Raw genomic sequence first — 25,368 nt, 5'->3', positions numbered from 1 at the left:
GCGGGACCCGAACCGGAGAGGGCAAGGATGATCGCACCGGCACGCGCATTGCTCCTGACGGCCCTGCTCGCCCTGGGCGCGCCCGCCGCGCGGGCCGCCTCGGGACCGGCCGTGGAGGCCGAGAACGGGATGGTGGTCTCGTCCCAGCGCCTCGCCTCGCAGGTGGGCGCCGACATCCTGAGGGCCGGCGGCAACGCCGTCGACGCCGCGGTGGCGGTGGCCTACGCCGAGGCGGTGGTGAACCCCTGCTGCGGCAATCTCGGCGGCGGCGGCTTCCTGGTGCTCCACAGCGCCGACGGGCGCAGCCGATTCATCAACTTCCGCGAGACGGCTCCGGCGGCCGCGACCCGAGACATGTATCTCGACGCCGCCGGCAACGTCGTGAAGGGCGCGAGCCTGCGCGGCTGGAAGGCGGCCGGCGTGCCCGGGACGGTGCTCGGCCTCAACACCGCGCTCGCCGCGTACGGGACCCTGCCGCTGGCCCAGGTGATGGCGCCGGCGATCGCGCTCGCCCGGGACGGGTTCGTGCTGACCCGGGGCGATACCGACATCCTCGAATCCGGCACGAAGGTGTTCGCGGGCCAAGCGAACGTCGCCCGGATCTTCCTGCGCCCGGACGGCAGCCCCTGGCGGCCCGGGGACCGGCTGGTCCAGGCCGACCTCGCCCGCACCCTCCAGGCCATCGCCGACCGCGGCGCGGACGCGTTCTACAGGGGCGCGATCCCGGCCGCCGTGGAGGCGGCCTCCCGGGCGGGCGGCGGCCTGCTGACGGCGTCCGACTTCGCCGCCTACACGGTGACGCAGTCCGAGCCGCTCACCTGCCGCTACCGGGGCGCGACGATCCTGTCGGCGCCCCCGCCCTCGTCGGGCGGGACCACGCTCTGCGAGATCCTCACCGTCCTCGACGGCTACGACCTGCGGGCCGCCGGGTTCAACTCGGCCCGGACCGTGCACCTGATGGTCGAGGCGATGCGGCGCGCCTACGCGGACCGCAACCTGCTGCTCGGCGACCCGGCCTTCGTGGAGAACCCGGTCGACCGGCTGCTGTCGCCGGCCTACGCGGAGACGCTCCGGGCCTCGATCCGCCCGGACCGGGCGACCCCGTCGGCGGAGATCCGGCCGGATCCCGGCCCGGAGACGCGGGAACGGCCCGAGACCACCCACATCTCGGTGATGGACAGGGCCGGCAACGCGGTCGCGCTGACCTACACGATCAACGGCTATTTCGGCGCCGGGGTGATCGCCGGCGACACCGGGTTCTTCCTCAACGACGAGATGGACGACTTCACGGTCAAGACCGGGGTGCCGAACCTGTTCGGCCTCGTGCAGGGGACGAAGAACGCGATCCAGCCGGGCAAGCGCCCGCTCTCGTCCATGGCGCCCACGATCGTGCTGCGCGACGGCAGGGTCGCGCTGGTGGCGGGCTCGCCGGGGGGCTCGCGGATCATCACGATCAACGCGCAGACGCTGATCAACATGCTCGACTTCGGCATGGAGCCGCAGGAGGCGGTGGACGCCCCGCGCATCCACCACCAGTGGCTGCCCGACACGATCTACGCCGAGCCCTTCGCGCTCTCGGCGGACACGCAGGTCCTCCTGCGGGGCATGGGCCACACGATCGTCGAGCAGAAGCCCTGGGGCGCACAGGAACTCATCGCGGTCCGCGCCGCGGCGCCCGCCCTGCCGGAGGCCGCGTCGTCGGGCAACGACGCCTCGCGCACGGAGCGGATGCGGCCGGGCCTGCTCTACGGCGCCAACGACAACCGCCGGCCGGCCGGCGCGGCTGTGGGGGAGTAGGGGAGGGTCCCGGAGGCCGCGCGGCACCGCGCGGGCTCGGGTCCCGGATCAGCCTCCGCGGCGACCCGGGCGTCCGGGGCAGGGGGCGCACGGCCCGCCGCGGCGTCGAACACGGGCGCCGCTCAGCCCTCTCCCGCCTCCCGCGCCACGGCGCGGAACCCGATGTCGCGCCGGCAGAAACCCTCCGGCCAGTCGATCCGGGCCACCGCCGCGTAGGCGCGGGCCTTGGCGTCGGTGACGCTGTCGCCGAGGGCCGTCACCGCCAGGACCCGGCCGCCGTCGGCGAGCAGCTGCCCGTCCTCGGCGCGGGTGCCGGCCTGGAACACGTGGACCCCGTCGCCCTCAGCGGCGTCGACGCCCCGGATCACCGAGCCCCGGACCACGGCGCCCGGGTAGCCGGCCGCCGCCATCACCACGGTGAGGGCCGCCCGGTGGGGATCGAATTCCAGGCCCACGCCGGACAGGTCGCCGTCGCAGGCCGAGAGCAGGGCCGGCACGAGGTCGGAGGCGAGGCGCGGCATCAGCACCTGCGCCTCGGGGTCGCCGAAGCGGGTGTTGTACTCGATCAGCTTGGGGCCGTCGGCGGTGAGCATCAGGCCGGCGTACAGGATGCCGGTGAACGGGCAGCCGCGGGCCCGCATGCCGGCGAGCGTCGGCGCGATGATCTCGGCCATGACCCGGGCCTCGATCTCCGGGGTGACCACCCGGGCCGGGGAATAGGCGCCCATGCCGCCGGTATTGGGACCGCGGTCGCCGTCGAAGACCCGCTTGTGGTCCTGGGCGGTGCCGAGGGGGATCGCCCGCGTGCCGTCGCACAGGGCGAAGAAGCTCGCCTCCTCGCCGAACAGGCACTCCTCGACCACCACCTCGGCGCCGGGCTCGGCGAAGAGGGCGGTCAGCGCGTCCTCGGCCTGGTCGACGGTTTCGGCCACGGTGACGCCCTTGCCGGCGGCGAGGCCGTCGGCCTTCACGACGATCGGGGCCCCCTGCTGGCGGACATAGGCCAGCGCCGGCTCCAGTTCGGTGAAGCGCGCGAAGGCGGCGGTGGGGATGTTGCAGGCGGCGCAGAGATCCTTGGTGAAGCCCTTCGAGCCCTCGAGCCGGGCGGCGTCGCGGGTCGGCCCGAAGGCGCGGATCCCGGCGGCCTTCAGGTCGTCCACCAGGCCGGCGACGAGGGGCGCCTCGGGCCCGACCACCACGAGGCCGATCGACTCCGCCGCGCAGAAGGCGGCCACGGCCGCGTGGTCCGTGACCTTGAGGTCCGGTCGGTTGGTCCCGTGGCGGGCCGTGCCGGGATTGCCCGGCGCCGTGAACAGGCGGGTGCAGAGCGGGCTCTGGGCCAGTCGCCAGGCCAGGGCGTGCTCGCGGCCGCCGGAGCCGATCAGCAGGATGTTCATGCGCACGCCACCATGGGCCCAGCTTCTGGGGGAAGCGTGCCCGCGGGAAAAGGTTTTTTTCGGGCTTTCCCCGCTCTGCGCGGATATCCCGGCGGCTCGGAGGCCGATGTCAGCAGCCGATGCAGACGCTCGTGTTGAGGCCGCCCCCCCGCCGCACGACCCCGTTGCGGCCGATATGGCGGCCCCGGTACACGTCCCCGCGGACGCCCCGATAGGGCAGGTAGGGCCCGAAGGAGTCGGCCTGGACGTTGCGCTGGATCGTCTGGTTCAGCGTGTTGAAGTCCGAGACCCGCTGCTGGTTGAGCGACCGGATCTGGCCCTGCAGGGCAAACGAGGCGTTGGCGGCGTTCGGGTCGTTCTGCTGCACCTGCGCCCGGGCGGAGCTCGCCGGGAGGGCGAGCGCCAGGACGAGGAGCGCGCGGGACGCGGCGCGCATGGGTCCCTCCGTGGGAGATTCGAGCGGTCTTCGGAAACGCTTGTCCGAAGTCGACGCGCCAGGATCGGTCCGGGTTCCCGGGCGCGTCAACCCGGCACGACGGGGGATTTCGTCTCCGGCAGGGCCTCGACGAGCTTGGGATCCAGACCGGTATGGGCCTGGACCAGGGGGTGCGGTGTGAGGGCCAGCCACTGCGTCAGGGAGATGTCGGCGTAGCGCGGGCTCTTGAACATCTCCAGGAAGGTCAGGGTCGTGTCGCCGGTATTCTCGATATAGTGCCCCATGGCGAAGGGCACGTAGCCGACGTCGCCGGCCCGGTAGTCGAAGGTGCGGGCCTTCGATTCCGAGCCGAACACCGTCATCCGGCCCTGGCCGGAGAGGTAGTACTGCCACTCGTCGCTGTTCGGGTGCCAGTGCAGCTCGCGCAGCCCTCCGGGCTCGACCTCGACCAGCGCCGCCGCGATCGTCACGGAGGCCGGGAACACCGTGGAATCGGTGACGCGCACGCTGCCGCCCCGGGTGCGGACCGGCTCCTGCGCCAGCATCCGGTGGCTGAAGGTCTTCGGCACCGGCCCGGAGCCGCCCATCTTGTCGGCCGCGAGCGGTCCCGGCTTGGGACCGGGGAAGATGTAGAGTTCCTTCTGCGGAACCTCGGCGAAGGCGGCCTCGGGCAGGCCGAAGTTCTTGGCGAGCACGTCCGTCGGCGTGTGCGCCAGCCAGTCGGTCAGCAGGAAGGTGGAATCCTCCGAGAAGCCGCCGTCGTCGAACACGAGCAGGAACTCGCAGCCGTCGACCCCGTCGGCGGCGAGCCCCTGGATCGAGTGCGGGATGCCGCCCGGGAAGTACCAGAGATCGCCCGCGCCGACGTCGTCCGCGAAGGTGCGCCCGTCCTGGTCGACCGCGGTGATCCGGGCCTTGCCCTTGATCATGTAGGCCCACTCGGATTCCTTGTGCCAGTGCATCTCGCGGACCGCGCCGGCCTTGAGCCGCATGTTGACCCCCGCCATGGCCTTGGAGACCGGCAGCTCGCGGATCGTGGTCTGGCGCGCCCAGCCGCCCTCCTCCAGCCGCATGTGGCTGTCCGCGAAGGACCATTTCAGGTTCGGCATCGTGCCGTGATCGGTGGCGGGCGGCGCCAGGGTGAACGGCTCCTCGGCGGCGCGAGGCCTGTTCTGCGGGCCCAGGATGTCGGCCCCCTTGCCGCCGCGCTCGGGACGGGGCGCGGAGGGCCCGGCGGATTGCGCCGCGGCGGAGGATGCCGCCATCGCGCCGCCGGCGGCTGCGATGACGGCGCGCCTGGAGATCTCGGTCATCGTGGATCGGTCCCTGCGTCAGTGGCAGGGAAACCGGTCGCGTGCTCGGAGGATCCGCGGACGGGCCGCACTGTGCGCTGCGGCATCTCGCCCGGAGACCGCGCGCGGTCTATGCATTGCGTACGGCGCATTGGATACGGCACCGGACGCGTCCCGACCGGGCGCCGATGCGGCGGTTCAGGCGCGGCGCGACCCGAGGGCAGGATGGCGGACCGGGACAGTTCAGCCGCGGACGGAACCGTCCCGCCCGCCCGCGGCGGCCGCCGGTGGCTCGCCCTGCTGGCGCTGGCGGGCCTCGGTGCCCTCGGATACCGCCTGTGGCCGGAAGCGTCCCGCGCGGCGAGTCCGCCCGCCGCCGCCGAGGCGAAGCCGCCGACCGTGCGGGTCGCCGCCGCGGCCCGGGCCTCCGACACCCTGAGCCTGACCCAGACGGGCACCACCCAGGCGTTCGACATCGCGAACCTCTACCCGCGGGCGACCGGCTACATCGTCGAGCGCAAGGTCGATATCGGCTCGCACGTGAAGGCGGGCGACCTGCTGTTCCGGATCAGCGCGCCCGACCTCGACCAGCAGCTGGTTCAGGCCCAGTCGCAGGTGCTGCAGCTCCAGGCGGCGCTGATCCAGGCGCGGGCGATGGTGGACCAGGCCGAGGCCAACCGCCACCTCGCCGACGTCACCAACCGGCGGACCTCGACACTGGCCGGCACCGGGGTCGAGACCCGGCAGAACGCCGACACGTCCCAGGCCGGGGTGCTGGCGCAGACCGCCAACGTCGACGCCGCCAGGGCCGCCGTGAAGGTCGCGGAGGCGAACATCGCCGCCCAGGAGGCGCAGGTCGCCCGGCTCAAGGTCCTGACCGGGTTCGAGGAGATCCGCGCGCCCTTCGACGGGGTGGTGACGGCCCGCAACAACGACGTCGGCGACGCGGTCACGGCGGACACCAATACGGGGGCGCCGCTCCTCACGCTGAACCGCGACGACGTGCTGCGCATGGCGGTGAACGTGCCGCTCTACGCCGCCGACGGCGTCCGCGACGGGCTGGCCGCCAAGGTCGAGGTGGCGCAGATCCCGGGCCGGATCTTCCCCGGCACGGTCTCGCGCTCGTCGACGACGCTGCTCTCGGCCGCGCGCACGCTGGTCACGCAGGTCGACATCCCCAATCCCGACGGCGCGCTGCGGCCGGGGCTCTACATCACCATCACGCTGGAGATCCCGCGCGTCTCGCCCGCCGTGACGGTGCCGAACGACGCCCTGATCTTCGACCAGCACGGGACCCGCGTGGCCGTGGTCGAGGCGGCCGGGGAGGGGGGCGGCGTGGTGCGGATGCGCCCGGTCACGATCTTCCGGCAGACCCGCACGCTGCTGGAACTGCGCGACGGCCTGAGCGGCGGCGAGCGCGTCGTCGTGGGCCCGCCGGCCTCGCTGCGCGACGGCGACAGGGTCACCCTGCGTCCGGAGGACCGGGCCGGGGCGTGAGCCGCGCTGTGGGCGGCGGCCGTACGCGCGGCACGGGACGGGCGCCCGCCGTCCGGCCGCCGTGTCCAGCCCTGGGACAGCTCCGGCGGCGATAAGCGCCGGGCACGCGGCGGCCGACGCGGGGTCAGACCCCGGCGCCGCCGTGACCGGCCGGCTCAGGAAGCGGATCTCACCGCCGTGGCACTCGGAACGATAGCGCTGTCGATCGCGCTGCTTGGGCTCGCCCTGGCGATCCTCGGGCTGACACTGGCCCTCGCGGGGGGGACCTGGTTCTACGTCGCCCTGGGCGTGGGCGTGCTGGCCTCCGGCGTCGAGCTGGCCCGGCGGCGGCAGCGCGGCCTCGGGATCTACGCGCTGGTGCTGGCCGCGGCCTTCGCCTGGACGGTCGGCGAGGTCGGGCTCGACAAGTGGCAATGGATCCCGCGCGGGGCCCTGCTCCTCCTCGTCGGACTCGTGCTCTGCCTGCCCCCCGTGGTGCGGCGCCTGCGCGACGCGCCGGAGCGGCCCTGGAAGCCTGGCCTCGGGAACGGCCCGCTCGCCCTCCGGGTCGTCGTGCTGCTGATCGCGGCCTCGGGTGCCGCGTCCTGGTTCTTCGATCCGGTCGAGACGCGGGGCAGCCTGCCGAAGGTCGCGGGGGCGGGGCCCGCCGCCGTCGATCCGAGCGGCGTTCCCTATCCGGCCGACGATTGGGTCGCCTACGGCGGCACCAATCTCGGCCAGCGCTACTCGGCGCTGGCGGATATCGGCACCGCCAATGTCCGGGGCCTCGCCGTGGCCTGGGAGCACCATACCGGCGACCTGCGCGGCGACAGCCGGGCGGATCCGAAGGAATTCACCTTCGAGGCCACGCCCATCAAGGTGAACGGGCTGCTCTACCTCTGCACGCCGCACAACATCGTCCAGGCCCTGGAGCCCGAAACCGGCCGGCTGGTCTGGGCCTTCGACCCGAAGATGGCGCGGGACGGCCAGTACCAGCACCAGACCTGCCGCGGCGTGTCCTACAACGACTCGACCGGCTACGCGCCGCCCGCCGAGGCCGATGCGGACAGGGCCGCCGCCGTCGTGGCCGCGGTCGCCGAATGTCCGCGCCGGATCATCGCGGCCTCGGTCGACGCGCGCCTCTACGCGCTGAACGCCGAGACCGGCGCCCTGTGCCGGACCTTCGGGGCGGACGGGTTCGTCGATCTGAAGGCGCAGATGCCGAACCTCCGGCGCGCCGCCTATCAGCAGACCTCGGCACCGCTGGTGACCCGGAACCTCATCGTCCTCGGCAGCGCCATCGCCGACAATTACTACGCGGACAACCCCTCGGGCGTGATCCGCGCCTTCGACGTGCGCACCGGCGCGATCGTCTGGAAGTTCGACGCCGGCAAGCCCGACGCGACCGCGCCGCTGCGGCCCGGCGACAAGTACGAGCCCAACTCGGCGGTGGCCTGGACGCAGTTCTCGGCCGACGAGGCCCTGGGGCTCGTCTACGTGCCGTTCGGCAACCGGGCGCCCGATCAGGTGGGCGTGGCCCGGTCGAAGACGGACGAGGACCTCATCGACGCCCTGGCGGCGCTGGATCTGGAGACGGGCACGCTGCGCTGGGCGTTCCGGACCACGTATCACGACCTCTGGGACCGCGATAACCCGTCCCAGCCGGTCCTCCTCACCCTGCCGCAGGGCGAGGGGACGGTGCCGGCGATCCTGATCCCCACCAAGGTCGGCAACGTCTGGGTCCTCGACCGCCGCACCGGCGCCCCGATCCGGCCGGTCTCCGAGGTCCCGGTCTCGACCCGGACCGACATCCCGGGGGAGACGCCGTCCCCGGTCCAGCCGATGTCGTCCCTCCGCTTCACGCCGGCGCCGCTGACGGAGGCCGGCATGTGGGGCGTCACGCCCTTCGACCAGATTCAGTGCCGCCTCGCCTTCCGGTCGAACCGCTACGACGGCAACCCGTTCACACCGCCCCAGGCGTCGGAGGGCGCGATCGTCTGGCCCGGCAATATCGGGGTGTTCAACTGGGGGTCGGTAGCGGTCGATCCGGTCCATCACTGGATGATCGCGACGCCGCAATACCTGCCCTACATCTACCGCCTGCTCCCGCGCCCGCCGGGCGAGCCGGAACGGCGCCTCGTCGGCGCCGATCCCGAGGCGAGCCCGGTCAACGAGAATCTCGGCGGCCCCTACGCGGTCTCCATCGCGCACATGCGCTCCGCCCTCGGCATCCCCTGCAGCGCGCCGCCCTGGGGCGTGCGGGTCGGCGTGAATCTCGCCGACGGCACGCTCGCCTGGAAGCGCCGCAACGGCACGGTCGCGGGGCAGAAGGTCGGCGGCCTGGCGGTCCCGCTCCCCCTGGAGATGGGCATGCTGGCCCACGGCGGCACCCTGACCACGGCGGGCGGCGTCGCGTTCACGGCCGCCACGCTCGACGACCGCATGCGCGGCTACGACATGCGGACCGGTGAGGTCCTGTGGTCCACGACGTTGCCGGCCGGCGGCCAGGCCACGCCGATGACCTATCGCGGCCGCGACGGCCGGCAGTACGTGGTGATCGCGGCGGGCGGGCACGGCGCCCTCGGCACCACGCTGGGCGACTCGGTCATCGCCTTCAGGCTGGAGTGAGCCGTCGCGCGCCGGCCGGCCGCCGAAGCGGGCGCTGCGGCGGCTTCGGCGAGGCCCCGGCCCTTCCGGCCGGGGCGGCGTTCTAGGCCGCGAGCCGGGCCCGCGCGTCGGTGCGGGCGAGGCGGGCCAGCAGGTACTCGACCTCGGCCTTCGCCTGCGCGGTCAGAGCCTGCGACGGCTTGCGCTGCGCGTCGGACGCGAAGATCCCCCGGCGCATGAACACGTATTTGCGCACCGCGAGCCCCAGCGGGCCCTGCTGCTGCTCGTAGCGGAGATAGGGGAGGTGGGCGTCGAACAGGTCGTGGGCAGCGTCGCGCTGCCCCGCCCGGCCGAGGCGGACCACGTCGACCAGCATCTCCGGGAAGGCGTAGCCGGTATTGGCCCCGTCGGCGCCGCGCTCGGTCTCGAAGTCGAGGAACAGGCCGCCATTGCCCACGAGGATGGAGATGTGGCGCATCGAGCCGTCCGCCTCGAAGCCGCGCAGCGTGGAGATCTTCTCCAGGCCCGGCCAGTCCTCGTGCTTGAGCATCACGCAGGAGGGGTTCTCGGACACGATCCGGCGGATCACCCCGGGGGTCATCTGGACCGAGAAGGTGAGGGGATAGTCCTGAAGCACGAAGGGCACGTCCGGGCCCACGGCCTCGGCGGCATTCCGAAAATAGCCGACCACCTGGTCGTCGGTGCGGAGCGTGTTGGGCGGCGCGATCATCACGCCGGCCGCGCCCAGCTCCATCACCTCCCGGGCGAGCGCCCGCATGGCCGCGAAGCCCGGGGCCGTGACGCCGACGATCACCGGCAGCCGGGTGCGCCCGAGGACGCGCCGCGCCACCGCGATCCCCTCCGCGTGGTCGAGCTTGCCGGCCTCGCCGAGCTGGCCGAGGATCGTCAGGCCGTCGACGCCGGCCGCCCCGAAGAAGTCGGTCATCCGGTCGAGGGAGACCTCGTCGATCCGGCCGTCCGGATGGAACGGCGTCGGCGCGATCGGGACGACGCCGCCGATGTCGCTGGTGAGAGGCATGCCGGTCTCCGCGCTGCTGCTGCGGCGGCCGCCGGCCGCCGGGTGGCATGCCCCATACTAAAAAATCCCGGGCGACGCGACGCGCCCGGGACGGGATCGGGCGCTGGACGGGATCGGACCGCGTTCGGCGCGCGACCGACCCGCTCGGTCAGCCCAGCAGCTTGTCGAGGGTGATCGGCATCTCGCGGACCCGCACGCCGGTGGCGTGCCAGACCGCGTTGGCGATGGCGCCCACCGTGCCGGTGATGCCGATCTCGCCGACCCCCTTCACGCCGAGGTTGTTCACCACCGCGTCGTCCTCGTGGACCAGGATCGCCTCCATGGCGGGCACGTCGGCGTTCACCGGCACGTGGTACTCGGCGAGGTTGTCGTTGAGGAACCGGCCGGTGCGCGGGTCCATCTCGGCCCGCTCGTGCAGGGCGAAGGACAGGCCCCAGATCATCCCGCCGTAATACTGGCTCCGGACGAGGCGCGGGTTGATCACCCGTCCGGCCGCGAAGGCGCCGACGAGGCGGCTCACGCGGATCTGGCCGAGATCGGGGTCGACCTTCACCTCGGCGAAGACCGCGCCGTGGGCGTGCATGGCGTAGGAGGCCTGCGCCGCCGGGTCGGCGCCGGCCTTGCCCTGGCCCTCGATCCTCGACCGGCCGGCCCGCCTGAGGATGTCGGTGAAGGACTCGCTCCGACCCGGGTCGTCGCGCCGGGTCAGACGCCCGTCCGCGGCGGTCACGCCGGCGTTGCCGGCGCCATAGAGCGGGGAGGCGGGATCGTTGGTGGCGAGCTCGGCCAGCTGCCGGATCACGTCGCCGGCCGCCGCGTGGACCGCGCCGCCCGCGGTGGCGGTGTGGCCCGAGCCGCCCGCGATGCCGGCATTCGGCAGGTCGGACGAGCCCATCCGGAAGGTGAGGGCGTCCATCCCGATCCCGAGCCCGTCGGCGGCGATCTGGGCCAGCGCCGTCCACGAGCCCTGGCCCATGTCGATCGCCCCGAGCTCCACCGTGCCGGTGCCGTCGGCGCGGATCTCGGCCCGGGCCATGCCCTCGAAGATCAGCGCCGGGAAGGTGGCGGTGCCCATGCCGGTGCCGACCAGGAAACCGTCCTTGTCGCGCGTCTGCCGGGGCTGGAGCGGGCGCCCGGCCCAGCCGAACGCCTCGGCGCCGCGGCGGTAGCAGTCCCGCAGGGCCTTGGAGGAGAACGGCTTGCCGGTGATCGGCTCGACCTCGGCGTAGTTGGCGAGGCGGAACTCCAGCGGGTCCATGCCGAGTTCGTGGGCCATCTCGTCCAGCGCGCTCTCCAGGGCGACGCTGCCGGTGGCCTCGCCGGGCGCGCGCATGAACAGCGGCGTGCCGGTGTCGAGGCGCACGGCCTCGTGCCGGATGGCGATGGCGGGGCTCGCGTAGAGGGTGCTGGTCGCCCGGCCCGCCGGCTCGAAGAAGTCGTCGAAGCTCGACGAGGCGGTGCGGATGTGGTGGTCGAGGGCCGTCAGCTTGCCGGACGCGTCGGCGCCGAGCCGGAGGGTCTGCCGGGTCGGCCCGCGATGGCCCATCGGGCCGTACATCTGCGTGCGGGTCGGGACGAGCTTCACCGGCCTGCCGACGAGCTTCGCCGCCATGCAGGCGAGCACCTGCGGCCCGGCGGGGACGCCCTTCGAGCCGAAGCCGCCGCCGAGATAGGGGCTCTCGATGTGGATGTCGTCGGGGCTGATGCCGAAGAGCCCGGCGAGCCGGGCCTGCGACATGGCGAGCGCCTGGGTCGGCATGAACAGCGTCAGCCGGTTCCCGTCCCAGCTCGCCACCGCCGCGTGGGGCTCCATGGCGTTGTGGTACTGGGCCGGCGTCTCGTAGGTCGCGGCGATCGTCCTGGACGCGGCCGCGAGTCCGGCCTCGACGTCGCCGTCCGTCTCGACGGGCGGGGCGCCGACGCCGACCGAATCCGGCGTGAAGGCCGCGCCGGCATCGAGCCCGATCCGCGGCGTCTCGGCCGCGTAGGTCGGGGCGAGCAGCCGGGCGCCCTCGGTGGCCGCCTCCAGGGTCTCGGCGATCACCACGGCGATGGGCTGGTTGGCGTAGCGGACGCGGTCGTTCTGCAGGAGGTCGAGGCGGAACGTGAACGGCCCGTCCTTGGCGTCCGGGTCCTTGGCGAGCGCCGGGGCGTGCCCCGGCCGCATCACCGCCACGACGCCGGGATGCGCCTCGGCGGCGGCCACGTCGAGGCCGGTGACGCGGCCGCGGGCGATCCGGGCGACGCAGAGCGCCGCGTGGAGGGTGCCGGGAGGCAGGTTGTCGGCGGAGAAGCGGGCCTGGCCCGTCACCTTGAGGGGGCCGTCGCGCCGGGTCAGCGGCTGGCCGATGCTGGAGCCGTGGCGGATCGCGCCGGCGGGGAGGTTCGAGGCGGGCATGTTCGATGGCTTGGAGGTCGCGGTCATGCGGGTCTCCTCAAAGGGGTCCGGTTGAAGCCTTCGGTTGCGGCGACCCGCTCCGTCATCGCGAGCGGAGCGAAGTGACCCAGGGCAGCGCGACGTCGGGCATCGTGGCGCCGCCCGGCTCGCTCCGCCCGCGATGACGGCGCCGAGCCGCCGACCGGGGGCGGGGTCAGACGATGCCGAACGGGGAGGCGGGGAGCGCCGGGATCCGGGCGGGCGTGCCCGCGGCGGCCTGGGTCAGCGCGCGGATCGCCACCCGGCGGGCGAGCTCGATCTTGAAGGCGTTGGCTTCGCCGGTGGGCCTGGCGCCGGACAGCGCCGCGTCGGCGGCCTTCGCGAAGGCCTCGGCGGAGGGTGCCTGTCCGGCGAGCGCCGCCTCGGCCTCCGCCACCCGCCAGGGCTTGAGCGCCAGCCCGCCCAGGGCGAGCCGGGCCTGCCCGATCCGGCCGCCAGCCTCCAGGGTGAGGGCGGCCGCCGCCGAGACGACCGCGAAGGCGTAGGAGGTGCGGTCGCGGACCTTGAGGTAGCGGGCGTTGCCCCGGAAGGACGCCGCCTCCGGGGGCAGGCGCAGGGCGGTGATCAGCTCGCCGGGCCGCAGGTCGGTCTCCCGCTCCGGGTGGTCGCCGGGGAGGTGGTGGAACGCGGTGAGCGGCACCTCCCGGGCGCCGTCCGGCCCGGTGATCTCCACCACCGCGTCGAGGGCGGCGAGCGGCACGCAGAAGTCGGACGGGTGGGTGGCGATGCAGTGCTCGCTCCAGCCCTGGACCGCGTGGATGCGGGTGGCGTGCCCCAGGGCCGCGCAGCCGGAGCCGGGCGCGCGCTTGTTGCAGGGCGAGACCGCGTCGGTGAAGAACTGGCAGCGGGTGCGCTGCATCAGGTTGCCGCCGACCGTGGCGGCGTTGCGCAGCTGCGCCGAGGCGCCGGCCAGCAGGGCCTCGGCCACCATCGGGTAGGCCTCGGCGAAGGCCGAATCGTGGGCGAGGTCGCTGTTGCGCACCAGGGCGCCGACCCGGGCGGTGCCGTCCGGCAGCCGCTCGATGGCCGAGAGGCCGGGGAGGCGGGTGATGTCGACGACCCGCTCCGGCGTGGCGACGCCGCCCTTCATCAGGTCGACGAGGTTGGTGCCGGCGGCGAGGTAGGCCGTGCCCGGAAGCTGGCCGGCCGCCACGGCCTCGGGCACGCTCGCGGGGCGGATGTAGTCGAAGGTCCTCACGCCGCGTCCTCCCGCTGCTCCGAGGTCCGGGCCGCCGCGTCCTGCACGGCGTCCAGGATGCCCGCGTAGGCGCCGCAGCGGCAGAGATTGCCGCTCATGCCCTCGCGGATGCGCTCCGGATCGGTGCCGGCATGACCCTCGCGGATCAGGCCGACCGCGCTCATGATCTGGCCGGGGGTGCAGAAGCCGCACTGGAAGCCGTCATGGGCGATGAAGGCCGCCTGGACCGGGTGCAGCCGGTCGCCCTCGGCGAGCCCCTCGATGGTCAGGATCTCGGCGCCGTCGAGGCTCGCGGCGAGGGTCAGGCAGCTGTTGATGCGCCGCCCGTTCACCAGGACCGTGCAGGCGCCGCACTGGCCGCGGTCGCAGCCCTTCTTGGCGCCCGTCAGGCCGAGGCGCTCGCGCAGGAGATCGAGGAGGGTGACGCGCGGATCGTCGAGGGCGATCTCGCGCGGCTGCCCGTTCAGGGTGAGCCTGAGGGGAATGGTCATGCGGGGGTCCCGGCTTTTGAGGCTGGAACCGTTACAGATAGCCGCCGCCGCGCCCTCGGCGAGACCTTATGCAGAAAGCGATGTGCGCAAGATCACAGCACGCGAAGGTTGCGCGTTCACGCTGACTTGACCGTGACCTCCGAGGCGGATTTCAGCGCCGTCTTGCCCTTGGCGGTCTTGATCTCCACCGCCGGCTTCGCCTTCGAAGCCTCGCGCTTCACCGTGTTGCCCTGGATGGTCTTCTCGACGTCCTGGGTGTGGACCTTGGTCACCTCGCCCGAGACGGTGCCCTTGCCCCATTTGTAGGTGACGTCGTCGCCGGTCTTCACCTTGGCCTTGGCAGTCATCTGATCCTCCGTCGTGGCTGCGGGACAAGGCGCCGGGAGCGGGTGCGTTCCCGGCTCTCCACGGCCGGGATGCCGCACTCAGCGCCCGACCTCCCGGCGCAGGGCCGCGACCATCGTCTCGACCGCCGCCTGCGCGGTCTCACCGAGGTCGATGTCGGTCTCGCCGGCGGTGACGAGGCCGCGCGCCTCCAGTTCCTCCACGCCCTCCGGGTCGGCCTCGTGGCCGGCGCCGTCCCGGCGGATCACCGAGGTGACCCTCTCGCCGCTGACGAGGCGGTGGTAGGCCGCGAAGGCGAAGATCGAGAGGGCCTTGTCGGAGAGTCCGTTCAGGTCGTCGGCCATGCGTGCGCTCCTCGCGTCGGGTTCGTCGGACGAACGCCGTACGGGCCTGAGGGGTCCGGACGGACGCCAGGGTGCGACGACACGCGCGGCGACAGGTGCGACGACAGGCGCGCCCGCCGGAGCGGCGCCGCTTCGCGCCGGGCCCGGCTTGCTGCTAATCTGCCGCTCTCCATGACCCAGCACACCGATCAGACCGAAGTGGAACCGAGCCCCGAGACGCGCCCCGCGCCCGCGCCGCCCGATCTCGACTATCGCCTGCGCCAGCAGGCGATCCTGTCCGAGTTCGGCGTCGAGGCTCTGCGCGGCACCGATGTCGATCACCTGCTGCAGCGGGCCGCGGAACTGTGCGCGCAGGGCATGGGCGCGGAGTTCTGCAAGGCCCTGGAATATCAGCGCGGCGCCGACACCCTGCTGGTCCGGGCCGGCGTCGGCTGGGGACCCGACGTGATCGGGAAGGCCCGGATCGGGGCGGACCTCGCCTCCCCCGCGGGCTTCGCCCTCAAGACCGGCCGGCCGGTGATCTCCAACCACCTCGCCGACGAGACCCGGTTCCGCACGCCGCAGCTCATGGCCGAGCACGGCATTCGCCGGGCGATCAACGTGCTGATCGAGAACCGGGACGGCGCCTTCGGGGTGCTGGAGGTGGACGACACCCGCGAGGGCATGTTCGCGGAGGCCGACATCGCCTTCATGCAGGGCTTCGCCAACCTGCTCGGGGGCGCCATCGAGCGCCAGCGGACCGAGAGCCTGCTGCGGGCCGCCCTCGCCCGGCAGGACCTGCTCGCCCGCGAGATGAGCCACCGGGTCAAGAACAGCCTCGCCATCGTGGCGAGCCTCCTCGCCCTGCAGGCCCGGGCCGCCGAGGACCCGGCCGTGCAGACGGCCCTGGCGGACGCGCGCAGCCGCGTCGAGGCGATCGCGGGCGTCCACGACCAGCTCTGGCGGCAGGGTGACAAGGCGGAGGGGGAGGGGGAGGGGGTGCCGGGCGAGCTCGACCTCGCGCCCTTCCTCGAGAAGCTCGTGGCCAACCTCGCCAGCGGCGTGCCGGGCCAGCGGCTCGCCTGCGCGGCCTGCCCGCAGCGGATCTCGGCCGATCGGGCGATCCCCATCGGCCTGCTGGTCAACGAACTCGTCACCAACGCGCTCAAATACGCCTACCCCCCCGAGACGCACCCGGCAGGCGGCGAGATCCGGGTCCGCGCCGAGCGCCGGCCCGAGGGGCTCGTGGTCGAGGTGGCCGACGACGGGATCGGCCTGCCGGCGGGATTCGAGATCGGGCGTAACTCGAGGAGCCTCGGGATGCGGGTGGTCGGCAGCCTCACGCGCCAGCTCGGCGGCAGCCTGACGATTCCGGCCCGGGAGAAGGGCACCTGCTTCCGCCTGGAGGTGCCCCTGGAGATGCCCCCGGCCGGCTGAGCGCGGCGTGCTCCCCGACCGGGCGGGGACTGGACAGAGGCCCTGCCCCGCCGCGATCTGGGCGCGACGGGTTCGGCGAGACAGAGCGGATGCAGTGACCGGAGACAGGACGACGGCGGCGCTCCTCGCCGAACGGCTCCACGCCTTTCGGAGCCTCGGCGACAATTGCGAGTTCGGGTTCGTGCAGCGCTACGGCGGGGTCGAGCCCTCCGGCCTGCTGCGCTTCTCCTACACGCCCATGGAGGACCTGATCCGCGGCCTGCGCTGCGGCTTCGCGGATTTCGGCGTGCCGGGCGACCTGCGGCTCTCCGTGAGTTCCGGCGGCACCTATTACTGCCACAGCGTCGCCTACAACATCTGGGCGAACACCGGGCACCCGGCCGGCTCGATCGAGCCGGAGGTGCTGCTGGAGCGGGAATACGGCCGGCTGGCCCATCTCAAGCGCAAGCTGCTCGACGAACTCGCGGACGGCTCGAAGATCCTGGTGCGCAAGGTCGGCCGCGACGAGACCGAGGCCGACTTCGCCCGCCTGGTCGAGGCGGTCCGGGCGCACGGGCCCTCGACGCTGCTGCGCGTGACCGAGGCCGGACCGGACTGGGTTCCCGAACCGGCCCGGCGCGTCGCCGACCGGCTGATCGCGGGACAAGTCCGCCGGTTCGCGCCGGTGGAGCAGGCCTGGGAGGTCGATCTCGAACCCTGGATGCACCTCGTGGACAGCGCCTACGCGCTGGAGCGCGGCGCGGCGCCGACCCGCCTCGACGCCGCCGCCTTCCCGGAGGCGCTGGCGCTGCCGGGACGCCTGCGCCGGCATGTCGGCCGGCACCGGGCGACGGCCTTGAGCGCCTACACGCGGGCGGTGGATCCGGCCGGCTTCCGCGCCGACACGGTCCACGTGTTCTCGAGCTGGGTGTGGATCCCGGAGGACTTCGCCGGGGACCGGGTCTTCGCGGCGGCCGGCTACGCGCGGCTCGGCTGGCGGGACGCCGACCTGTCGCGGCGCCGGTGCTGGCAGCGCGTCTGGGCGGCGGGACGGCTGCGCCCCGACGCGGCGCGGGAGCCCGTCGGGCTCGGCATGATCGGCACGCGGCGGGACGGGTTCTGGTCCGCCGGGGCCCGCTTCGCCGAGGGGCCGATCCCCGGCGATGAGCCGGCGCCGGAGCTGCGGATGCCGCCGGCCCGGTTCCCGGGCCGGGATCTCCTCGGCCGGCTGCTGCCGCGGGTCCTGTAGACCCCGGACCGGCACCCGACCGGGAACCGATCCGGCACGGCGGTCTTGCCTACCGGGCCGCACGGGACAGCGCCCGTCGCGAGGGAGCCCATGCCCGGTTCCGTGCCCGACCGCCGCTCTCTGCTCCTCACCCTGGCCGCGGGGTCGGCGCTCCTGTCGACGCGGGGCGCCGACGCCGTCGGGGCGCCGGAGCGGATCCCGCTCTGGCCGGGGCAGCCGCCGGGCGGCGGCGGTCCGCAGGGTCCGCCGGTCCGCGACGACAGCGGCGCCGTGAAGAACGTCGCCGTGCCGGTCTTGGAGGTGTACGCCCCGGAGACGCCGACCGGCGTGGCGGTCCTCGTCGCCGGCGGCGGCGGCTACGCGCGGATCGGGATAGTCAAGGAGGCGCTCCCCGCCGCGCTCTGGCTCGCCGCGCAGGGCATCACGGCCTTCGTGCTCACCTACCGCCTGCCGGGCGAGGGCTGGGCGGCGGGCCCCCTGGCGCCGCTCCAGGACGGGCAGCGGGCCCTGCGCCTGATCCGCGCCGCTTCCGGGCGCTTCCGGATCGACCCGGCCCGCGTCGGCGTGCTCGGCTTCTCCGCCGGCGGCCACCTCGGCGGCCTGATCGCCGCGCGCTCCGCGTTCCGGGCCTACGAACCCGTGGACGCGGCCGACGACCTGTCGGCGCGGCCCGATTTCGCGACGCTGATCTACCCCGTGGTGAGCCTGGAGCCGCCCCACGACCGCACGACCACCCGGCGCTCCCTGGTCGGCGAGGCCCCGAGCCCGGAGGCGAGCCGGGACTGGTCGCTCCAGACCCATATCCGGTCCGGCTGCCCGACGCTGTTCCTCGTGCAGGCGGACGACGACCCGGTCATCAGCCCGGAGCACAGCCGCATCTTGGACGCGGCCTGCCGCGCGGCGGGCGTGCCGGTCGAGTACCACCGCTTCGCGGTCGGCGGCCACGGTTTCGGGATCGGCCGGTCGGAGGCGCCGGTCGCCCTCTGGCCGAGGCTCTGCCGGCTCTGGCTGACCAGCGTGTCGGTGATGCGCTGACGCGGCGCGCACCGCCTGCCTGCGGCGACCCTGTCGGGTCGCTCATCCGGCCCGGGAGCCGTCAGGCAGGGCAGGGGGCCGGTGAGCCCCGGGCCGGCGCGCAGGGGGCCCTCGCCCGCGCGGACGGGACCCGCGCGGGCGCGCCGGAGATCGCCGCCGCCGGGGTCGCGGGCGGTCACGCCCGGAGAGCCGGACCGCCGCTCCAGCCGCCGCCGCGAGCGACGCCGGGCGGTCGGGTCAGCGCCGCGGCGATCGGCCGGACGTCGTCCCGGTCCACCCGTCGCGGGGAGGGGCCTCCGCCCCCCTGACCCGACCGCCCTGCCCGGGAGCGCCGGTGTCGGCGCCCGTCAGCCGCTTCGTCATCGCGCCCGTTGCGACCGCGCCTCGCCGCGCGCGACGACGGGCGCGCGGCGGCCCGGGTCGGAGCCGAGCGTGTCCGGCGGCGGCGCGCGGCCTCCCATCCCCGTGGCCTCGACCTCCCGCCCGATCAGCGGCCTTCATCCAGCCGCATCCAGTCGCATCCAGCCCCGTGCCGCCGTCGGGCGGCCTTCGGGCGGCGACGCCGGGACACGGGACGATCCGGTCCCACGAACCTCTCCCCGTTGTTCGCATAAGATATATTATGGAATGCAAAGGGCGTCCCAGGTCGGGTGAGGGGCGGTCGCTCCGCCGGCCGGCGCGCCCAGATGGGATCCCGCCTCGCGCCGCCTCCGATCCGGGCGGTGCGGCCCCGGCGTCGGGTCCCGTCCGGCCGGGCGGCTTCCGGATCGGGCGAGGGCGGTCCGAGCCCCCTCCCCGCGGCGCGGCGTGCCGCCCGCGCGCCCTCACGCGGCGCGCCCGGCCGTGCGGCGGACGTCGCCGAGGATCCGGCCGTCCCGCGTCCGGCAGTCGATATGCTCCGACAGACGGCCGGTCCGGATCCGGATCGATGCCGGCCGGGCCAGGAGCGCGGCGCGCTCCAAGAATTCCGCGGCGCTCATCGGCGCGTCCCGGCCGCCGCCGAGGCCGCGCCACCAGGACACCGCCTTATCCCGCTCGTAGCCGCTGCGCTCGGGCCGCAGGCGGACGCGCCACGCCGCCTCGGCGGGGCCGTCCCGCCAGCCGAGGACGAGGTCGAGCCCGTCGGGCGCGGCCTCCAGCTTCAGGGCCGTGACTGGATGCCACGCGGCCTCCTGCCAGCCGGCCTCCGCCGCCGGGGCAGGGCCCGCCGGCTCGGGACCGGGCAGCCCGGGATCCGCCGAGAGGATCGCCAGCTCGTCGTCGGCGGCGGCCTCGTGCGGCGCCTCGGCGTCCGGGTCCGCCTCCGGCTCGGTCCAGCACGCCTCGCAGGTGGAGGCGTTCAGCGCGATCAGGGCGCCGCAGCCGGGGCAGGGCTTGGCGCGCGAGGCCCCTGCCCCGCCCAATCCCTGTGTGGCGCTCCGGACCGTCACGGCGTCGACGGGCCCGTGCATCCGCACCAGACCGGCATAGTCCAGGATCAGCGCGTCGGCCTTTCCGGGCGCGCAGCGCAGCGCCCGGCCGACCTGCTGCACGTAGAGGCCGGTGCTGCGGGTCGGGCGCAGCAGCGCCACCAGATCGACCTCGGGCACGTTGAAGCCGGTCCCGAGCACGCCCACCGAGGTCAGGCAGCGGATCTGCCCGGCCCGGAACGCCGCGACGATGCGGTCGCGCTCCCGGCGGGGCGTCTCGCCCGAGACGCTCTCGCAGGAATACCCTTCCGCCCGCACCGCGTCGCGCACGGCCTCCGCGTGGGCGAGGCCGGCGCAGAAGGCGAGCCAGGCCCGGCGGGCGCGCCCGTACTCCGCGAGCTCCGCGACCGCCGCGCGGGTGATCCAGTCGCGGTTGACCGCCGCCTCCAGCTCGCCCGGGATGTAGTCGCCCCCGCGCCGGCCGACGCCCGAGACGTCGAGCTGGGTGAGCGTCGCCTTGGAGACGAGGGGCGCCAGGAAGCCGCGCCGGATCAGCGTGAACGTGTCGGCCTCGTAGGCGATGCCGGAGAAGAGCCGGTGCTCGCCTTCGTCGAGGCGGCCCGAATCGAGCCGGTAGGGCGTGGCGGTGAAGCCCGCCACACGCAGCCCGGGGGTCCGCGCGCGCAGGCCCGCCAGGAAGCGGCCGTAGCGGGTGTCGGCGGCGCGGGGGATCAGGTGGGCCTCGTCGACGATCACGAGGTCGCGCGGACCGATCGCGTCGAGCCGGTCGGCCACCGACTGGATGCCGCAGACCAGCACCTGCGCCCCGGCCTCCCGCCGCCGGAGCCCGGCCGAGAAGATGCCGGCCGGCGCCCCCGGCCAGGACCGGGTCAGCTCGGAGAAATTCTGGGCGACCAGCTCGCGGCTGTGGGTGACGATCGCCACCCGGGCGAGGGGATTCTCGTCCAGGGTCTCCCGGGCGAGGGCCGCGATCACGAGCGCCTTGCCGGCCCCGGTGGGCAGGACGATCAGGTGGCCGGGCGCCGCGTCGTCCGCCCCTCCCCGCGCCCAGGCGGCCGAGAGCGCGTCGAGGCTGGCGCGCTGGTAGTCCCGCAGGCGCAGCATGGCGGCGGTCTAGCCGGCCGCGCCGGCCCTGTCCGTGGCGGCGCGGTCACGGCGCAGCAGGTAGATGTCCATGATCCAGCCGTGCCGGGCCCGGGCCTCGGCGCGGACCCGGCGGATCTCGGCGCCCGCGTCGCCCAACCGGCCGGAGATCAGGATCTCGTCCGGGCTGCCGAGATAGGCGCCCCAGTGGATCGTCAGGTCCGGGTCGAGATGCGCGAAGGACGGGTCGCCGTCGAGCATCACCACGACGCTCTCCGCCTCCGCCGGCCACCCCGCGGCGAGGCGGCGGCCGGTGGTGATCAGCACCGACCCGCCGATGCCGTTCAGCGGCACGCCGTGGCGGGCAGCGAGGACCTGCACGCTGGACAGACCGGGCACGACGCGGCGCCGGAACGGCACGCGTCCGCGGGCCAGGATGTGGTCGAGGATGCGCAGGACGCTGTCGTAGAGGGCCGGGTCCCCCCAGGCCAGGATCGCCCCCACCTCCCCGGGCCCGAGATGGGCCGCGAAGGCCGCCTCCAGCCGCTCGGCCCGGGCCGCGTGCCAGGCCTCGACGGTGCGCCCGTAATCGGCCGGGCGGCGCTCCCGGGGCGGGTCCTCGACGGTGACGACCCGGTGGGGTTTTCGGATATGGGCCGCGCAGATCCGGCGGCGGATCTCGACGAGGTCGGCGGTCTCGGCGCGCTTGTCGAGGACGAACACCGCGTCGACGTCGGCGAGCGCCCGCACCGCCTGGAGGGTCAGGTGCTCGGGATCGCCCGTGCCGATGCCGATGACCCGGATCTGCCTGTCCTGCATGCCGTCCTCCGCCGGGGCGGGGAGGGCCGGCGCCGGCCTCCCCTACAAGCGCGCGTCGGCTTTGGCGAGGATCGCCCGGGCGATGGTCAGGTCCTGCAGGGCGATGCCGGAGGAATCGAACACGGTGATCTGGTCCCGGTCCGTCCGGCCCCCCTCCCCGCGCCGCAGCACGTCGCCCAGCGCCGTGAGGCCGCCTTGAGCCTGCGCGGAGGCGTGCTGGAACTCGCCGATGGTGCGCGACTGCTCCGGCAGGTCGCAGAACAGGGCCGCCCGCTCCAGCAGGGCGGGGGGCAGCTCCTGCTTGCCCTTCGCGTCCGCCCCCATGGCGGCGACATGCGTGCCGGGGCGGACCCAGCCGGCCTCGAACAGCGGCGCGCGGGCGGGCGTCGCCGTGACGATCACGTCGGCAGCCGCGCAGGCCTCCTGGGCAGAGGCCGCCCGCACGTCGAGCCCGGAGGCCCCCTGCCCCGCCAGGCGCTCACTGAGCCCCGCGACCTTGGCGGCGTCCCGGGCGACCACCAGCACCGTCCGGATCGGGAGGATCCGGGCGAGCGCCGCGCACTCGAACTCGGCCTGGTTGCCGGCCCCGAACACCGCCAGCACCGCGGAATCCGGCCTGGCCAGCACGCTCGCCGCCACGGCATCGGCAGCGGCGGTCCGGTAGGCGTTGACGCGGCCCGCCTCGATCACCGTGTCGACCCGGCCGACAGCCTGGTCGAACAGCAGGATCACCGAATTGTGCCGCGGCAGGCCCCGGTCCGGGTTGCCGGGCCAGAACGAGCCGACCTTCAGGCCGGCATAGTCGACCGTCGAGCCCGACTTGATCGAGAACCGGTTGGCCGGCTCCGAGCCGTGGCCGAGCACCGCCGGGAACAGGGTGGTACCCGGCGCCACCGCGGCGATCAGCGCCTCGCGGGCGGCGTCGAACGCCATGGCGTGATCGACCAACGAGGCCGATTCCTCCTCCGAGATGAAGCGCATGGGTTCACGGACCTCCAGAATCATGGTTTCGAAAGGTCCGAGACCTTTCGCGGGTGCAGGGCAGAGCCCTGCCCTCGGGCGGAGCCCGATGTCGGGGCGCCGCCCCGACAACCCCGCCGAAGGGCCTCGGCCCCTCGGAATCCCCTACAGGGTCATGCCGCGTGCGGTGACCGGCCAGATCGCCTCGACGCGGCCGTTCCGCACGCCGACATACCAGTCGTAGACGTTGACCGTCGGGTCGCAATGGCCGGGGATCAGCTTCAGGCGCTCGTTGAGCGTCAGCACGTTGCCGGGATCGCTGATCACCCCGTGCTCGTCCGAGCACTTGATGTACTCCACGTCGTCCCGGCCGAACACCACCGGCAGGCCGCTGTCGATACTCTGCGCCTTGAGGCCGGCATCGCAGATGGCGACGTCCGCCTTCGCCTTGCTCATGATCGCCGTGTAGATGAACAGGCTGTTCTCGAACTCCGCGATCGGCCGGCCCTCGGCGTCCTTCACCCGCTGGTAGTCCGCGTCCATGAAGACGTAGGAGCCGCATTGCAGCTCGTTGTAGACGCCGCTGCCGCCCTCCATGGCGAAGCTGCCGGTGCCGGCCCCCGCCACGATGGCGCAGTCGAGGCCCACTCCCTTCAGCAGGTCGACGGTGCGCTTCGTCTCATCGATCGCCGTCTGGATCAGGGCCTTGCGCTCGCCGTAGTCGCGCACGTGCTGGGCCTTGCCCTGGTAGGCCTGCAGGCCCGCGAAGCTCAGGCCCGGCGCCGCCGCGATCTTCTGCGCGATCGCCACGGCGGGCTCGCCCGGCGCGACGCCGCAGCGGCCGGCGCCGACGTCGATCTCCACGAGGCATTCGAGGGTGACGCCGTACTTGACCGCCGCCGCCGAGAGGTCGTCGACGTTGCCGAGGTCGTCGACGCAGACCAGCACCCGCGCCCGGGTGGCGAGCGCGGCGAGGCGCTCGATCTTCTTCGGCGCGACCACCTGGTTGGAGACCAGCACGTCGCGGATGCCGGCGCTCACCAGCGCCTCGGCCTCGCTGACCTTCTGGCAGCAGACGCCGCAGGCGCCGCCCCGCTCGATCTGCAGGACCGTGATGTCGGACGACTTGTGGGTCTTGGCGTGCGCCCGGTGGCGCAGGCCGTGCGCCTTCATGAAGCGGCCGAGCTTGTCGACGTTGCGCTCGAGGGCGTCGAGGTCGACCAGCAGGCAGGGGGTGTCCACCTCCTCGACCGGCATCCCGACGGTGGCGGGGATGTTGTTGCGCATGGTGTGTCCTCCTGATCGCGTGCGGATCTCGTGGCGGGGCCCGGTTACGGGGCGAGGCCCAGAAGCTCGGCGATGCGCGGCGTCGCCTTGATGCCGGTGCCGGTGAGCACCACCACGGTGGTGTCCTCGGGCCGGATCGCGCCGCGCGCGGTGAGATCGGTGAGCGCCGCCGCCGCCATGGCGCAGGTCGGCTCGACGTAGAGGCCCGAGCGGGCGAGCTCCATCAGCGCCGCCTCGATGGCTGCCTCGGAGACCGCCACGGTGCCGCCGCCGGAGCGGCGGAGCGCCGCCAGCACCGCCCGGCCGCGGACCGGCTGGGCGATCGAGGCGCCCTCGGCCAGCGTCGGGCGCGGGGTGACCGGCACGAAATCCGCCGCGCCGGCCTCGAAGCCCGCGTGCAGGGGCGCGCAGTGGGCCGGCTGGACCGCGTGGAGCCGCGGCAGACGGGCGATCGCGCCCCGGCGCAGCAGCTCCGAGAAGCCGATGTCGCAGCCGAGGATGTTGCTGCCCGCGCCGCAGGGGATGATGACATGGTCGGGCGCGGCGAAACCCAGATCCTCCCACAGCTCGTAGGCCAGCGTCTTGGTGCCCTGGAGGAAGTGGGCCTGCCAGTTGTGGCTGGCGTAGAAGATCGAGTCCGCCTGGGCGACGGCCGCGTCGGCGGTGTCCTGGCGGGTGCCGGGGATCAGCTCGACCTCCGCGCCGACGGCGCGCATCTGCACGGTCTTGGCCGGCGAGGTCGAGGCCGGGACCAGGATCTTGGCCCGCATCCCGGCCGCCGCGGCGTAGGTCGCCACCGCGGCCCCGCCATTGCCGGAGGAATCCTCCAGCACCGCATCGATCCCCTGCTGGCGCAGGATCGACAGCATCACGGAGGCGCCCCGGTCCTTGAAGCTGCCCGAGGGCGCGAACCATTCGAGCTTGAAATGCGCGTGGCCGCCCCGCCAGGGCCGGCGCACAAGCGGCGTGCAGCCCTCCCCGAGCGTGACCGGGTCGGCCACCGCCACCGGCAAGGCGGCGGCGTAGCGCCAGAGGGAGCGCTGGCCCGTGTCGATCTCGCCGCGCCCGATCCCCGGCAGGTCGGTGATCATCAGCGGATCGCCCGTCTCCGAGCGCCAGCGCGGCGTCTCGATCGGGTAGGTCGCCCCGGTGGCGGGGTCGAGATAGGCGGCGGACGGAGGCATCGCGGCTCGGTTTCCGGGGTGGTTCGGAAAAGAGAATACAAAATAATCTGCGACGGCGCGCCCCCCA

General features: G+C 74.0%; 20 protein-coding genes. 6 read left to right on the top strand and 14 right to left on the bottom strand.

Annotated features, from left to right (window positions below):
- Window positions 1–27: 27 nt before the first annotated feature.
- A complete protein-coding gene (gene ggt, locus ME121_RS22085) occupies window positions 28–1,797 on the top strand; it encodes a gamma-glutamyltransferase (protein ID WP_059409595.1) in 1,770 nt (589 codons plus the stop codon).
- A 122-nt stretch (window positions 1,798–1,919) separates the two neighbouring features.
- Here ggt and purD read toward each other — a convergent pair whose 3' ends face one another.
- From purD to ME121_RS22070, 3 genes are all read right to left on the bottom strand, one after another.
- Window positions 1,920–3,194, bottom strand: a complete 1,275-nt coding sequence (purD, locus tag ME121_RS22080; protein WP_012318506.1) for a phosphoribosylamine--glycine ligase — start codon at window positions 3,192–3,194, stop codon at window positions 1,920–1,922.
- A 109-nt stretch (window positions 3,195–3,303) separates the two neighbouring features.
- Window positions 3,304–3,630 carry a hypothetical protein gene (locus ME121_RS22075; RefSeq protein ID WP_024830490.1) on the bottom strand — a complete coding sequence of 109 codons (327 nt, stop codon included), beginning with the start codon at window positions 3,628–3,630 and terminating at the stop codon, window positions 3,304–3,306.
- Between the two features lie 86 nt (window positions 3,631–3,716).
- Window positions 3,717–4,943, bottom strand: coding sequence for an oxalate decarboxylase family bicupin (locus ME121_RS22070; protein ID WP_012318508.1), 1,227 nt, complete (start codon window positions 4,941–4,943; stop codon window positions 3,717–3,719).
- Between the two features lie 204 nt (window positions 4,944–5,147).
- Here ME121_RS22070 and ME121_RS22065 point away from each other — a divergent pair, with 204 nt between their 5' ends.
- Both ME121_RS22065 and ME121_RS22060 read left to right on the top strand, forming a co-directional pair.
- A complete protein-coding gene (locus ME121_RS22065) occupies window positions 5,148–6,419 on the top strand; it encodes an efflux RND transporter periplasmic adaptor subunit (protein ID WP_012318509.1) in 1,272 nt (423 codons plus the stop codon).
- A gap of 177 nt (window positions 6,420–6,596) precedes the next feature.
- Complete coding sequence (locus ME121_RS22060) at window positions 6,597–9,026, top strand: membrane-bound PQQ-dependent dehydrogenase, glucose/quinate/shikimate family (RefSeq protein WP_059409594.1); 2,430 nt, start codon at window positions 6,597–6,599, stop codon at window positions 9,024–9,026.
- Window positions 9,027–9,108: 82 nt separating this feature from the next.
- Here the strand turns inward: ME121_RS22060 and ME121_RS22055 are convergent, their stop codons facing one another.
- The 6 genes from ME121_RS22055 to ME121_RS22030 all read right to left on the bottom strand — a co-directional run bounded on the left by ME121_RS22055 (window position 9,109) and on the right by ME121_RS22030 (window position 14,859).
- On the bottom strand, window positions 9,109–10,044 hold the full coding sequence (locus ME121_RS22055; RefSeq protein ID WP_012318511.1) for a dihydrodipicolinate synthase family protein: 936 nt from the start codon (window positions 10,042–10,044) through the stop codon (window positions 9,109–9,111).
- 148 nt (window positions 10,045–10,192) lie between these two features.
- Window positions 10,193–12,469 (bottom strand): xanthine dehydrogenase family protein molybdopterin-binding subunit, encoded by a 2,277-nt coding sequence (locus tag ME121_RS22050; protein ID WP_089231052.1) that lies wholly within the window; start codon window positions 12,467–12,469, stop codon window positions 10,193–10,195.
- A gap of 166 nt (window positions 12,470–12,635) precedes the next feature.
- A complete protein-coding gene (locus tag ME121_RS22045; RefSeq protein ID WP_012318513.1) occupies window positions 12,636–13,679 on the bottom strand; it encodes an FAD binding domain-containing protein in 1,044 nt (347 codons plus the stop codon).
- Window positions 13,676–14,170, bottom strand: coding sequence for a (2Fe-2S)-binding protein (locus ME121_RS22040; protein ID WP_012318514.1), 495 nt, complete (start codon window positions 14,168–14,170; stop codon window positions 13,676–13,678). The genes ME121_RS22045 and ME121_RS22040 overlap by 4 nt, the downstream gene beginning before the upstream one ends.
- Before the next feature lie 116 nt (window positions 14,171–14,286).
- A complete protein-coding gene (locus ME121_RS22035) occupies window positions 14,287–14,517 on the bottom strand; it encodes a hypervirulence associated TUDOR domain-containing protein (protein WP_029360789.1) in 231 nt (76 codons plus the stop codon).
- Window positions 14,518–14,595: 78 nt separating this feature from the next.
- The gene (locus tag ME121_RS22030; protein WP_012318516.1) at window positions 14,596–14,859 is read right to left on the bottom strand and encodes a hypothetical protein; all 264 of its coding nucleotides are present in this window, start codon (window positions 14,857–14,859) and stop codon (window positions 14,596–14,598) included.
- A gap of 171 nt (window positions 14,860–15,030) precedes the next feature.
- Between ME121_RS22030 and ME121_RS22025 the strand changes: the two genes are divergently transcribed.
- The 3 genes from ME121_RS22025 (at window position 15,031) to ME121_RS22015 (ending at window position 18,538) form a co-directional block, all read left to right on the top strand.
- Window positions 15,031–16,275, top strand: coding sequence for a sensor histidine kinase (locus ME121_RS22025; RefSeq protein WP_012318517.1), 1,245 nt, complete (start codon window positions 15,031–15,033; stop codon window positions 16,273–16,275).
- 94 nt (window positions 16,276–16,369) lie between these two features.
- The gene (locus tag ME121_RS22020; protein ID WP_024830483.1) at window positions 16,370–17,503 is read left to right on the top strand and encodes a hypothetical protein; all 1,134 of its coding nucleotides are present in this window, start codon (window positions 16,370–16,372) and stop codon (window positions 17,501–17,503) included.
- Window positions 17,504–17,593: 90 nt separating this feature from the next.
- Window positions 17,594–18,538 carry an alpha/beta hydrolase gene (locus tag ME121_RS22015; RefSeq protein ID WP_012318519.1) on the top strand — a complete coding sequence of 315 codons (945 nt, stop codon included), beginning with the start codon at window positions 17,594–17,596 and terminating at the stop codon, window positions 18,536–18,538.
- An 824-nt stretch (window positions 18,539–19,362) separates the two neighbouring features.
- On the opposite strand, the gene ME121_RS22010 is transcribed toward ME121_RS22015, so the two are convergent.
- The 5 genes from ME121_RS22010 to ME121_RS21990 all read right to left on the bottom strand — a co-directional run bounded on the left by ME121_RS22010 (window position 19,363) and on the right by ME121_RS21990 (window position 25,301).
- On the bottom strand, window positions 19,363–21,072 hold the full coding sequence (locus ME121_RS22010; protein WP_012318520.1) for a DEAD/DEAH box helicase: 1,710 nt from the start codon (window positions 21,070–21,072) through the stop codon (window positions 19,363–19,365).
- Window positions 21,073–21,081: 9 nt separating this feature from the next.
- Window positions 21,082–21,870: a precorrin-6A synthase (deacetylating) gene (gene cobF, locus ME121_RS22005; RefSeq protein ID WP_012318521.1), complete on the bottom strand. Its 789-nt coding sequence runs from the start codon at window positions 21,868–21,870 to the stop codon at window positions 21,082–21,084.
- Between the two features lie 42 nt (window positions 21,871–21,912).
- A complete protein-coding gene (locus ME121_RS22000; RefSeq protein WP_053622101.1) occupies window positions 21,913–22,851 on the bottom strand; it encodes an ornithine cyclodeaminase family protein in 939 nt (312 codons plus the stop codon).
- 144 nt (window positions 22,852–22,995) lie between these two features.
- The gene (locus tag ME121_RS21995) at window positions 22,996–24,117 is read right to left on the bottom strand and encodes a DSD1 family PLP-dependent enzyme (RefSeq protein WP_012318523.1); all 1,122 of its coding nucleotides are present in this window, start codon (window positions 24,115–24,117) and stop codon (window positions 22,996–22,998) included.
- Between the two features lie 44 nt (window positions 24,118–24,161).
- Window positions 24,162–25,301, bottom strand: coding sequence for a pyridoxal-phosphate dependent enzyme (locus ME121_RS21990; protein ID WP_053622102.1), 1,140 nt, complete (start codon window positions 25,299–25,301; stop codon window positions 24,162–24,164).
- Between the last annotated feature and the right edge of the window lie 67 nt (window positions 25,302–25,368).

This window comes from Methylobacterium sp. ME121 (assembly GCF_000974725.1).
Classification (GTDB): Bacteria; Pseudomonadota; Alphaproteobacteria; order Rhizobiales; family Beijerinckiaceae; genus Methylobacterium; species Methylobacterium radiotolerans.
Note: the sequence above shows the minus strand (reverse complement) of the source record. Positions and strands in the feature narration are given on the sequence as shown.